The organism is Lacibacter sp. H407 (assembly GCF_037892605.1).
GTDB lineage: Bacteria > Bacteroidota > Bacteroidia > Chitinophagales > Chitinophagaceae > Lacibacter.
In genome coordinates this window covers 1514846-1527622 of sequence record NZ_JBBKTU010000001.1, presented here as the reverse complement: position 1 = coordinate 1527622, position 12777 = coordinate 1514846, and the positions used below count along the sequence as shown (strand labels likewise).

Sequence of the window (12777 nt, the reverse complement as noted above, 5' to 3'; positions counted from 1 at the left end):
ATCAGCGCTTACCTTCTAATTTATTTACATAGTCGAGTGAACCAAGCCTGACCCTTAATGGAATGCCGGTTTTCTGCTCCAACTTGTACTCGCCCACACACATAAACCCCCAGTGGGCAAAAGGACTTCCTAAATTTGGTTTTTGGAGCTTGCTGTTTGCAGGATTGGCCTGCAGTAAACTGTATTTGTTAAAAATTTGCGGTTGGATAATAATTGGTTTTGGATTTAAAACCTGCACAGAATCAGTTTGTTGTGCTCTTCCAAGTATGGGGATTGTTAAGAAAAGAACCGCCAAACCACAAAAATTGTTCCAATTTTTACACATAACCATATTTTTTTCTAATTTAGCCCCCTCGAACAGCATTGTAATCATATAAATGTACTGCGAAAATGTCACTGAGTCAGGGGTTACATCAAAAATTACTGCAAAAGTTATCGCCTCAGCAAATTCAGTTAATGAAGTTGCTGCAGGTACCTACGGCAAATCTGGAAGCACGGATCAAAGAAGAGTTGGAAGAAAATCCGGCACTCGAACAATCCGACGAAGAAAGCGATGATCAATATACTGATGAAGTGAAAGATGAGTTTGATACTTCAGATGAAGAAGAATACGATCTCGATGGCAGTGATGATGAATATGACAATATTGACATCACTGATTATGTAAACGAGGGAGATGATGAAGTAGCTGAATACCGCACAAGAGATGATAATTATCCCGATCAGGAAGATCATAAAACAACGCCGGTTCGGTTAGAAACCAGCTTTTATGAATTACTGTTACAGCAACTGGGTATGCTCAACCTCGATGCCAAGCGGAAGGTGATCGCAGAACAGATCGTTGGAAGCATTGATGATGATGGGTACCTGCGCCGTGAAAACAGTGCGATCGTCAATGATCTGGCGTTCCGCCAGAATATTGAATCATCTGATCAGGAAGTGGAAGAAGTAATCGAGTTGATCCAGCAGTTTGAACCCGCCGGTATATGTGCACGTGATCTGCAGGAATGTTTGCTGATTCAGCTCCGGCATAAATTAAAAGCCAATCCGGCTTCTGATATTCATGCGGCCATCAACATCCTCGAAAAATATTTCGATGAGTTTACCAAAAAGCATTACGAAAAAATTCAGCGTAGCTTATCGTTAGATGATGAGCAGTTAAGAGCGATTATTCAACAGATCATCAAGCTCAATCCCAAGCCTGGTGGAAATGTGGGCGAGGTAAATAAAGCGGAAACCTATATTGTTCCGGATTTCTTTATCCTCAACAGCGGTGGTAAACTGGAGCTTACACTTAACTCCCGCAATGCGCCTGATCTCCGCATCAGCGAAGGTTATAGGGACATGCTGAAAGAATATGACAAAGGCAGCAAACGTGATAAACGTCAAAAAGAAGCGGTTCTTTTTATCAAACAAAAAATTGATGCGGCCCGTTGGTTCATTGATGCCATCAAACAACGGCAAAACACATTGCTGCATACCATGACTTCCATCATGGAACATCAGGAAGAATTTTTCCTGACGGGTGATGAAACAACACTCCGCCCAATGATCTTAAAAGATATTGCAGAAAAAACCGGACTGGATATCTCCACCGTGAGCCGTGTTGCCAACAGCAAGTTTGTACAAACTGAGTTTGGTACCTATCGTCTTAAATTTTTCTTCAGCGAATCACTCAGTACAGAAAGTGGCGAAGAAGTATCTACACGGGAAGTGAAGAAAATTTTGTTTGATCTGGTAGATGCTGAAGAGAAAAGAAAACCTTTAAGCGATGAGCGCCTTACCGAACTTCTTCAGGAAAAAGGCTATAATATTGCACGCAGAACTGTGGCTAAATACCGGGAACAGTTGAATATACCGGTGGCCAGGTTGCGTAAACAATTATAATCATGAAGCAGGTGCTTGTTACGGAAGAAGGTGATTTACTGGAAAAGAATGAAGATCGTTCACCGGTATTGCATGCACTTGCAACCCTTCTTTCCTATATTTTTCATCCGTTATTTGTAATTGCATGGGTTGTATTGTACCTGTTGTACAGAAATAACCTGGTGTTTATTGGTGTACCCACTGAACAAAAATTGATTGTTTTCCTTCGTGTATTCAGTACGAGTATTTTTCTACCGCTGGTAACTGTGTTGTTATTAAAAGGACTTGGTTTTATTCAATCCATTCAACTACGCACACAAAAGGATCGCATTATTCCCTACGTTGCCTGTATTACATTTTTCTTCTGGACATTTTACGTTTCCAAAACATTGGGCGACCCGGTTGAACTTCGTGCATTTTTGCTTTGTGCTTTTATAGCTGCTTCTGCATCACTCATCATCAATAATTATATGAAAGTGAGTATGCACGCTATGAGTGCTGCCGGTTTGCTCACATTCTTCACGCTGCTGTTATTTGCAAACAAACTGGATGATGTGGTATCGCTGTTGTTAGCTGTTCTTATTACAGGAGTTATTTGCACGAGTCGTTTTATTGCCAGCGATCATAAGCCGGCAGAAATTTATGTAGGTTTTATTGTGGGCGTCATACTCCAATTGGTTTCCTGGTTTATTGTGCATTAAAAAAACCCCGTCAGGAATGGCAGGGTTAATCATCAGGAATCGAATCTCAATCGGTTAATTCGTTTTATTATTTCATCAACTGTTGAGGATCGTTGATTTTTCTTTGTATTGTTCTGTTGGGTGATAAATGAATAACAAACTTCCGCCCTTAATGTTGTTGATAATAGCTTTTGTTTGTTTCATTGGTACAGCAGGGCATCCAAGACTACGGCCTAAATATCCGTTGCTATTGGCGAATTGATTGGTTACGTAATCGGAACCATGTAATACAATTGCCCGCTCAAATGCTTTGTCGTTGATGCCTTTTTCCAAACCCTGTAAACGCATGGCATAGCCTTTTGATCCATAATAACTTTGAAGCGTTAAGAAGAAACCAAGACTGCTTTTGTTTGATTCAGGTTTATTTGAAAAATCGGTAGCATAGATCAACCCGCTTTTACGGCCATGCGCCACCAATGTTCTATGTAGAATTTTTCCTTGCTCCATATCAATTACAAACAAACGGTCTTGTGAAGATGGTTTTGAAAAATCAGCGATGGTTAGTACATCTTTTTTCTGCACTCTGCCCTGCTCCATTAGTTTGTAGTAGCCTTTGTAAGCCAACTCAAAGGCTTCTTCTTGCAAACCAGCTTCCAAAAGGTGAAGCGTATCATAAATACTGTCTGCCTTGAATTCAATCATTTCTTCCATGCTTACCTCGGCAGCAGGTTCTGTTTTTTCCTCTAAATAATGTGTAAGTGTTGCAGCGTCGTGATTATTGCCCGCAATAGCAATAGGGATTTGTAAAAAAATGCAGGCTGCAATAGCCAGATACAGTGCATTGGCACGGAATAGTTTCATAGTTGTGTTTTTTAACGGATATTGGATATTTAAAAATACAAAAACAATCTTCTTCACCAAACTCATAGCCGGTAACGTTTTAAGATGAGAAATATTTCCTCTCGCAGCAGAATTGTTCTGGAACTAAGTGTTTATAGCTAGTGGGTGGTGAAAGCATTGCAAAGGTAGCCCGGCACGTTAAGAAAGAATGTTAAAAAGCGGTCTTGAATAGGGCCATTCTTTGCCCGCATCGTCTGAACTGTTGTTTTGTCCTGTTCTTTTAAACCCTAACTGATTGATTATAAATCGCATAAACAGTGGCATTGAGAAACGGAGTTATTCTATAATTTGCAGAATAGAAACAATGATCAAATCTCCCGTTTATCTCGACTACAATGCCACCACACCCTGCGACCCCGGGGTGCTGGAAACCATGATGCCCTATTTCAGCACCAATTTTGGTAATGCAGCCAGCAAAACACATCCTTTTGGTTGGGTAGCTGAAGAAGCGGTGGCAATAGGTCGTGAACAAGTGGCCAAACTGCTTGGAGCTGACCCAACTGAAATTATTTTCACTTCTGGTGCCACAGAAGCGATCAACCTTGCCATGCAAGGCGTGTTTGAAACTTATCACGCAAAAGGCAACCACATTATTACACTGCAAACAGAACATAAAGCAGTGCTGGACACTTGCGATGCCTTGGAACGAAAAGGTGCAAACATTACAAGATTGGAAGTTAATGCCAATGGTTTGCCCGATCTTTCAGTTATCGAAAAAGCCATTCAGCCAAACACCATTCTGATTGCCATGATGTATGCCAATAATGAAACGGGAGTCATCATGCCAGTAAAGGAAGTGGGCAAATTGGCGAAGCAACACGGCGTTTTGTTTTTCACTGATGCCACACAGGCTGTTGGAAAGATTCCTGTAAATGTGGTGGAAGATGAGATCGATCTGCTTGCATTATCGGCTCATAAATTATACGGACCAAAAGGAGTAGGCGTATTGTATGTACGACGAAAAAATCCACGGGTCAAATTGACTCCATTGCAATATGGCGGCGGACATGAACGTGGTATGCGAAGCGGCACGTTAAATGTGCCCGGCATAGTCGGGCTTGGAAAGGCATGCGGTATTTGCAGCAACGAACTGCAAACAGAAAGTGTTCGTTTGTCTGCACTGCGAGATAAATTACTTGATGGATTGCTGGCAATCGGCAACACCCAACTAAATGGAAGCAGGGCCCATTTACTACCACATGTTGCAAATGTTTCGTTTTTATTTCCTGGTGCAGATCAATTGATCGGCCGACTCAATAAGTTCATGGCTGTTTCGGCAGGATCGGCTTGTACATCTGCTTCCATTGAACCTTCCCATGTTTTACAAGCCATGCATATTACGGATGAAGCAGCAGCCGGCTCGATTCGGTTTAGTTTGGGACGATTTACAACAGATGAAGAGATCGCCTTTGTGTTGGAAAAAATTGCTGAAGTAGTGAAAGAGTTGAGGTAACTATTTTTTCTACCACACTATCCTACATCAAGATCCCTTTCACAGGTTCTATACGGGGCGGCAATTCTTTTTCGCTCAGCATTTCTCTTAATTCAATTTCAATGTTTCGGCAAATAGCTGTCATCGGAATATCGTTTACTCCATTGTCGAATGGATTTTCACTTGCATCTCCAATCTGTTCCATCACGGCAAATATCCAGGCGATCAACATGGTGAACGGAATTACCAACCAGTTGATATTCGCATTCAGCTTTGCTAATTCGCCGATCAATGAAAAAGGCAGCAACGTAATAAAGATGAATACGAACACTGTACTGAAGCTTGCATACTGCCGTGGAAAAGGAAAACTTTTGATACGTTCCGATGCTCCTTGCTGATTATAAAACTCAAGAACCAACCGGCCCATATCACCGTGTTCAAATTCATCGAGCCAACCTCTATTTTTTAAATGGATCAATTCTGCGTTCTGTCTTTTCATTAAGAATGATGCAACATTTGGTTTATTTTCAACTTCTTTTCGTTCAGCAGCACTTAAAAACTTTGTCATTACTGCCTCTGCCTGGTCTTCAAACTTCTCATCACCAAATACATCTCTCACAACCTGCAGCTTTGGGGACGACACATACCATGATTCATGAAAAACAGGTTTACGTCGCAATTGCAAACGAAGCATATTTAACCAGGCGATATGCCTGTACATTAGTTCTTTTTTCACCGCAGTTGCTTCTTCGGGAGAGCTGGCACGTGAAGCAACTACGTCTGCCACCATTGCACCCCACATGCGGCTGGCATTGGTTATACTTCCCCAAATACGCCGGGCTTCCCATAACCGATCATAGGCAGAGTTATTTTTAAACCCAACATAAAATGCAACTGCAGTACCAATCGTTGCTACCGGTAAAAAAGGAATTGCTATTGATTGAATTTGTAAGAAATCATGTGCAATAAATACAAGACCACTGATGACAAAACATACTGCCTGTAAACGCCAGGCAAACTGAATGATCATTTTTGGATTGATGATCCGGTTGGTGAGCATAAATGATTGTTTGTTTAATAAATCTACATAAAAAAGCCCCTTGTAAAACAAGAGGCTGCACATAAGGCTAATGGTTGACTATTTTTTTACACGCTTAAATGTTGCTTCCATAAACTTTGCTTCTTTGCCATCAGGTCCATCACCATACATCGTTAATACATAATTATCATCATCAATAAATTTCTGTTCCTGGCGAACCTTTGAATCCTTACCGGTTGCCGGATCGGTTTGTGTACCGTTCAGGTGCATTGTTTTTGTTGCAGCATCGTATTGACCTGTCATGAGCATAAGACCTGAGCCCAGGTTATCGATCCATGTAAGTGCAAATTGTTTCTTGGCATTGTCATAAGCCATTATACTTTTTCCGGTGAAAGGCATACCCATCATGGTGCCCGAAAGATTTCCTTCCTGGTACAATCCATTCATCACCATCTTCACCACTTCTGTTGCTTTTGATGTTGATGGTGGAGCTCCGGGCATAAATGAGGTTACTTCAGCGTCCCATGTTCCTGCATGACTCGCCATCCATTTGTGCATTTCACCCGGCGTCATAAAATTCTCCCATGCTTTGGCCATTGCAGCTGAATCCATTGGTGGTGCTTCAGAAGTTGTTGTTGGTGCAGCAGCGGTTGTATCTGTTGCTGTTGATTCTGTTTTGGTTTCGTTATTGCAGGCAGTAAAAAAGAACGCAATCAACGAAAGAAAAAGAGCATTTCGTTTCATGTTAATTGTTTTAAGGAACAATAAAATACGCTATTTCCTTTCTTTTTGCAAGTAGAAAAAAGATGAAGCCGGAAAAACAAGTTGATAAAGATCAGCCCATGGCTGCAAATAAACGTTCAGCATCTGCTTTGTGAAAGAGCTGCGTGCCGGCATTCATTGTAGCCGCACTGCCACAAGCCACACCAAACGAGATCACTTCTTTTAGTGAACGGTTTTGTTGCAGCATATAGGTCATGCCTGCCACCATACTATCGCCTGCACCTACCGTACTTTTCTTTTCAACTTTTGGTGCTGCTGCAAAATGTTTTTCATCGGTGCTCATGAGCCATGCACCATCAGGACCCATACTCACAGCGATCAATTCAGCAAAGCCATCACGAATAGCCTGTTGTGCAGCATCAGGTACTTCATTTTTATCAAGCCATTCTACATTCAGCATTTTACACAACTCACCAATATTTGGCTTGATGAGATAAGCGCCTTTGCCTTGCAATGCCTGCAATGCAGGTCCGCTTGTATCAACAATGCAACGTGCACCAACAGTTTTTGCATTCTTAACGATCAATCCATAAAAATAATCAGGTAAACCGGGAGGTAAACTTCCACTCGCAATAACATACGATGGAGAAAAACTGCGGATATGATCGATCAGTGTGATCATCGTTTCTTCCAGCACAGCACGACCGGGAAAAGTAAAACGGAATTGATTGTTGGTTGATGATTCCAAAACGATCCAGTTCTCTCTTGTTTCCACTTTTGTATCTACTGCATGAAATTCGAGATCGGCTTCTCGCAGTAATGAGCAAAGCATATCACCATTATGCCCACCCGATGGAAACAAAGCAATGGATGCAGTCTCGAGTTTTTTTAATGCTTTGCTTACATTGATGCCTCCACCGCCCGGTTCGTTCACCACTTCTGTACAACGGAGTTTGCTTTCGGGTTTCAGTGCCTCAGCAATAGAACTTTTATCAATGCAGGGGTTGAGTGTTACAGTAAGGATCATGTGGCGGGTTGAATTAATTATAAGAATGATTTTCTATTTCGGTTAACACAAGATCAATGCGTTTGGCAAGTGTATCATAATCCGTATAACCTCTTGCAAGCAGATGGAATTTTGTTTCTGTTAGCTGTATCAATACTTGTGGGAAACCGGTTACCTGTAACTGTTTGCACAATTGAAACTCGTAGTAAGCTTTCTCTTTATACTCTTCTGATTTCAGTTTCGTATAAAAATCATCTGCGTCAATAGTATATTTTTCAAGCAAATGACGGTAGGCTTCATTATCTGTCAAGTCTCTTCCTTCATAATGCAGACTGTATTGCAGGTCAGAAGCGAATTGCACTTGTTGCTCTGGGAACAGCTCTTTGAAAATGGATAATGCAATGGCAGGTTTTTCAGATGAAGGGAACCAATCACTTTCTTCAGGATTTTTGATATGCCAGAGATAGTCTTCGCCAAATTTTATTCCGGTATGATCTTCAACTGTTTTGTACGCTTCTTTAATATAACCAGCCGTTGCACGTATATGTACAGGTTGCTCAGGTAAGATCATACCACCACTCAATACTTCGCAATGAAGTTTTTGTTGATATACTTCACTTATTTGTTTGATAACAGGACTGAAACCGTAACACCAGCCGCAATATGCATCATAACAATAGATCAGGATCGGTTGCATAGCTCAAAGGTAAAATCTTCTGCAATATGAACTTTCATTACCATAAAATCACTCCTTGCTTTACACGAAGAGAAATATTGTAAGCGTTTTCAAAATCTTCTATTGGATTTTTCTTAAGAATAAGAAAACTTGCTTCATAACCTTCCTGCAATTTGGCAATTTTTCTGTTGGGGAAAATAGCAGAGGGTGTAACCTCGCACCACATTTTTAATAATTCGAGATTATTGTAAATATTCAGTTTGCGTAAATACTCAATTTCGGTTTGAGCAGTAAGATTATAACTATCGCAACCAACCGTTACAGGTACACGATACTTTTTTAACAACTGCAGGTTCTCCCTCTGCACATTCATCTGCACTTCACGCTGCTGATTACTCATTGGTTTTATTTCTGTTTGCAGCAAAGAATAAGTGGGGTCAACATGCACACCCTTGCGTTTCATACTTCTTGCAAGTTTCGGAGTAAGCTTATAATATTTTTCTGTATAACCATCTCTCCATCTTACTTGATAACCCGGTAAATGATTGATCTCATCAACGCCTGCTGCTAATGCAACTTTCAAGTCACTTGGTGTTTCTGCATGTGCACTTACTTTCAATCCTGCGGCATGTGCTTTTTTGGTGATCGACTTTGCCAGCTTTGGATCAATTCCTTTTTTTCCGTTGAAGGCTGTATCATCTTTTCGTTGGTCATACTCTTCTGAAAAAATGAGATAGAATTTAATAAAGCCTGGTTTTTGTGAAAGAATAAACGGCCATTTCTTTTCCAACTCTTCTTTTGAATTGATGAGATAATAGGCTTCGCCTTCAAAACTTTTTGTTGTCCAGCCGGGCAGTGCTTTTTTATAAGTAGTGCCCAGCATGTAGTTATACAATACTGTCGGATGCCCGCCATTTGCAGTAAGTCCGCCATTAGCATAGATCACATCCACACTTCGTGGATGATTGATCTTGTTTTTTATCTTATTGGTTGCAAACGGAATGCTGTTTGGATTTTTGATGTAGAAGATACCATCAGCAATGTAACGTTCAATAAACACATCAAGATCCTGGTCGGTTTCGGGTGAATGATTGTGTGCTTCACCAAATGGTGGAATAATAAATTGTTGTTTGAGATCAACAACTGTATCAACAGCTGATGGTGCATTCTTTGTAAGAAATCCGTTCACACTATAAAAATCAGTAGCAATAAACTCTTTGCCGTTGAACCATTGCCCGTTGACAAAGTGAATAGACTTAACCTGCGCTGCAAGAGCGGTTTTTATAGAGATACAAACAATCAATAAGAAAAAACGCATCACCGTTTTTGTTTAATGTGCTTCTAACCAATTATCGCCTGTTCCTGCTTCTGCAATTACCGGCACACCATGTGTGAGCGGCATAGCCGTTTGCATACAATCAATGATCAATGCTTTGATGTCCTCTGCTTCTTCTTTCAATACATCAAATACCAATTCATCATGCACCTGCAAGATCATTTTACTTTTGAATGTGCTCTTCTTTAATGCATCATGTGTTTTGATCATGGCCAGTTTGATCATATCAGCAGCCGTTCCCTGTATGGGTGAATTGATGGCGTTTCGTTCTGCATAACCACGCACTGTAAAGTTGCTGGAGTTGATATCACGTAACCAACGCTTACGCCCCATCAAGGTTTCCACATAACCATTTTCACGTGCAAAGTTCACGGTATCATCCATATACTTTTGAATGCCTGCAAACTCCCGCTTGTAATTGTCAATGATCTCTTTTGCTTCTGTTCTGCTGATACCTAAATTATCAGCCAAGCCAAATGCACCTTGACCGTAAATGATCCCGAAGTTTACACTCTTTGCTTTGTAACGCATTTCTTTGGTTACATCTTTCTCTTCGATCTTGTACACTTTAGCTGCGGTAGCAGTATGAATATCTTTCCCTTGAATAAATGCATCACACATAGCAGGATCGCCACTGATGGCAGCTACAATGCGTAACTCTATTTGAGAATAATCGGCACTCACCAATACATGATTCTCGTCTCTTGGTATAAACGCCTTACGTATTTCTCTTCCACGTTCAGTACGAACGGGAATATTCTGCAGATTGGGATTGTTACTTGCCAAACGACCGGTTACGGCAACAGCCTGTCCATAAGTTGTATGAACACGACCTGTTTTTCGATTGATCAGTTGCGGCAAAGCATCCACATAAGTTGATCTTAATTTCGTCAATTCACGAAAAGCAAGAATATCTTCTACGATCGGACTTGTGTGTGCGAGTTTCAACAACACATCCTCACCGGTTGCATACTGTCCTGTTTTTGTTTTCTTCGCTTTAGGATCAAGTTTCAAATGATCGAACAATACTTCGCCTAATTGTTTTGGCGATGCAAGATTAAATTTCAAACCGGAAGAACTATAAACCCGTTGTTCTGCTTCCTTTGCATCTTTATCGAGTTGTTTCGAATACTCATTTAAGAATTCAACATCAACACGTATCCCTTCAAACTCCATATCGGTCAACACTTTCACCAATGGATTTTCCACTTCGTAAAATACACGTTCCACTTCTTTCTCTTTCAGCAATGGAAACAACGAATGTTTTAATTGCAAAGTAATGTCTGCATCTTCAGCCGCATACTCAGTGATCTTTTCTAATTCCACATCACGCATTGTTCCTTGTTGTTTGGAGGTTGAGTTCTTTGGAACTTTTTTGCCGATCAGTTCTTCAATATGCACCGGCTCGTAACCAAGAAACTGTGCACTCAACTCATCCATGCTTCGTTTGCCATCGGGTTCTACCACATAATGTGCCAGCATGGTATCAAACAAAGGCCCTTTCAATTCCACATCATACCACTTCAACACCAGCAGATCATATTTTATATTCTGCCCGATCCATGTTTTGCTCTCATCATCAAACAATGGTTTGAAGATGGAGAGCACTTTTTTTGTTTCTGTTTGATCAACAGGACAAGGAACATACCACGCTTTATGTGGTTGATACGAAAAACTCATTCCCACAATTTCACAATCATTTGCATCGATACCGGTTGTTTCTGTATCAAAACAAATTTCGTTTTGCTTTGATAACTCAGCAACAAGTTCTTTCATTGCTGCTTCTGTTGTTACAGCAATATATTCATGCTCGGTGTTATTGATATTTTTTGAAGCACCAAGATCCAACACAGCAGAACCTTCTTCTTCAGCGGTTTCTTCAGCTTCTGTTGCATCAGTTGACGCAAAGATTTCTGTTTGTGCAGATTTTGGTGGCGCCTTCTTTTCTTTCCGCACTTCACCCATTGTTGTATCGATCACATTACCGAACAGATCTTTCTGCACACCAACCGGTGCTGAACTGAATGCATTAAAGTCATCACCTAAAATCCGTTTGCCAATTGTTTTGAATTCCAGTTCAGCAAATACTGCTGCCAACTCTTCTTTGTTCCATTCTTTCAATCGAAAATCTTCTTCATGAAATTCAACAGGCACATTGGTAATAATAGTGGCGAGTTTTTTACTCATGATCGCAAGATCTTTTCCGGCTGCCACTTTTTCACCCATCTTTCCTTTAATGTTGGCAGCATTTGCCAATACATTTTCCAACGTATCATACTCAGCCAATAGTTTGGCGGCCGTTTTTTCGCCCACACCCGGTATACCGGGAATATTATCAACCGAATCGCCCATCATACCAAGTATATCAATTACCTGGCTTACATTTTTAATGCCCCACTTTGCACACACTTCTTCCGGACCCATAATTTCCACATCACCGCCTTGGTAAGCTGGTTTGTAAATTTTTACTTTCTCTGTTACGAGCTGGCCATAATCTTTATCGGGCGTAACCATAAACACTTCATAACCGGCCGCCTCTCCCTGTTTGCTTAGTGTACCGATCACATCATCAGCTTCATACCCATCACTTTCAATTACCGGAATATTAAATCCTTTAATGATGCGCTTGATATCGGGGATGGCCAGCAACAGATCTTCCGGTGCCTCCTGACGGTTGGCTTTGTATTCTGCAAAATCGGTGTGACGTTCAGTCGGTGCAGCCGTATCAAAACAAACAGCCATGTGCGAAGGCTTTTGTTTTGTAATAAGTTCGATCAATGCATTGGTAAAACCAAACTGTGCATTGGTATTTTTTCCTTTGGATGTATTACGTGGACTGCGAATAAGTGCATAATATGCACGGAAGATGAGTGCAAACGCATCGAGCAGAAAAACTTTTTTATCATTGGCCATGCCGCTAAGGTAAGCTGCCTGCAGAGCTATCCCAACTATCGCTGCTTAAATTTTTATAAACAACAAAAGCCCCGTTTATTCAACGTGGTTCACTTGTAAGCAAAAGAAAAAACAGGAGGTGGTGGAAACCACCTCCGCAAAACTTACATTATGAGAAAATTCAACACCGGCAGCATAAAATAGTATAGGGTACGGATCGCCGGTTC

At 40.9% G+C, this 12777-nt stretch carries 11 protein-coding genes; 3 read left to right on the top strand and 8 right to left on the bottom strand.

The annotated features are described in order from the left end of the window. Position 1: 1 nt before the first annotated feature. Positions 2–373, bottom strand: coding sequence for a hypothetical protein (locus tag WG989_RS06720; protein WP_340428213.1), 372 nt, complete (start codon positions 371–373; stop codon positions 2–4). A gap of 17 nt (positions 374–390) precedes the next feature. Here WG989_RS06720 and rpoN point away from each other — a divergent pair, with 17 nt between their 5' ends. Next, the gene (rpoN, locus tag WG989_RS06715) at positions 391–1887 is read left to right on the top strand and encodes an RNA polymerase factor sigma-54 (protein WP_340428212.1); all 1497 of its coding nucleotides are present in this window, start codon (positions 391–393) and stop codon (positions 1885–1887) included. Between the two features lie 2 nt (positions 1888–1889). Further along, complete coding sequence (locus tag WG989_RS06710) at positions 1890–2567, top strand: hypothetical protein (RefSeq protein WP_340428210.1); 678 nt, start codon at positions 1890–1892, stop codon at positions 2565–2567. 75 nt (positions 2568–2642) lie between these two features. Here the strand turns inward: WG989_RS06710 and WG989_RS06705 are convergent, their stop codons facing one another. Further along, positions 2643–3407: a murein L,D-transpeptidase catalytic domain family protein gene (locus tag WG989_RS06705; RefSeq protein WP_340428208.1), complete on the bottom strand. Its 765-nt coding sequence runs from the start codon at positions 3405–3407 to the stop codon at positions 2643–2645. A 343-nt stretch (positions 3408–3750) separates the two neighbouring features. On the opposite strand from WG989_RS06705, the gene WG989_RS06700 reads away from it, so the two are divergent. Beyond that, a complete protein-coding gene (locus tag WG989_RS06700) occupies positions 3751–4899 on the top strand; it encodes a cysteine desulfurase family protein (RefSeq protein WP_340428207.1) in 1149 nt (382 codons plus the stop codon). Between the two features lie 22 nt (positions 4900–4921). Here the strand turns inward: WG989_RS06700 and WG989_RS06695 are convergent, their stop codons facing one another. The 6 genes from WG989_RS06695 to polA form a co-directional block, all read right to left on the bottom strand. Continuing rightward, the gene (locus tag WG989_RS06695) at positions 4922–5938 is read right to left on the bottom strand and encodes a bestrophin family protein (RefSeq protein WP_340428205.1); all 1017 of its coding nucleotides are present in this window, start codon (positions 5936–5938) and stop codon (positions 4922–4924) included. Between the two features lie 78 nt (positions 5939–6016). Continuing rightward, complete coding sequence (locus WG989_RS06690; protein WP_340428204.1) at positions 6017–6661, bottom strand: DUF1579 domain-containing protein; 645 nt, start codon at positions 6659–6661, stop codon at positions 6017–6019. Positions 6662–6752: 91 nt separating this feature from the next. Next, complete coding sequence (locus WG989_RS06685; protein ID WP_340428203.1) at positions 6753–7667, bottom strand: 1-phosphofructokinase family hexose kinase; 915 nt, start codon at positions 7665–7667, stop codon at positions 6753–6755. Between the two features lie 13 nt (positions 7668–7680). After that, the gene (locus WG989_RS06680) at positions 7681–8343 is read right to left on the bottom strand and encodes a DsbA family protein (RefSeq protein WP_340428202.1); all 663 of its coding nucleotides are present in this window, start codon (positions 8341–8343) and stop codon (positions 7681–7683) included. Positions 8344–8380: 37 nt separating this feature from the next. Further along, the gene (locus WG989_RS06675; protein WP_340428200.1) at positions 8381–9640 is read right to left on the bottom strand and encodes an amidohydrolase family protein; all 1260 of its coding nucleotides are present in this window, start codon (positions 9638–9640) and stop codon (positions 8381–8383) included. Between the two features lie 12 nt (positions 9641–9652). After that, positions 9653–12571, bottom strand: coding sequence for a DNA polymerase I (gene polA / locus WG989_RS06670; RefSeq protein WP_340428199.1), 2919 nt, complete (start codon positions 12569–12571; stop codon positions 9653–9655). Positions 12572–12777: the final 206 nt, after the last annotated feature.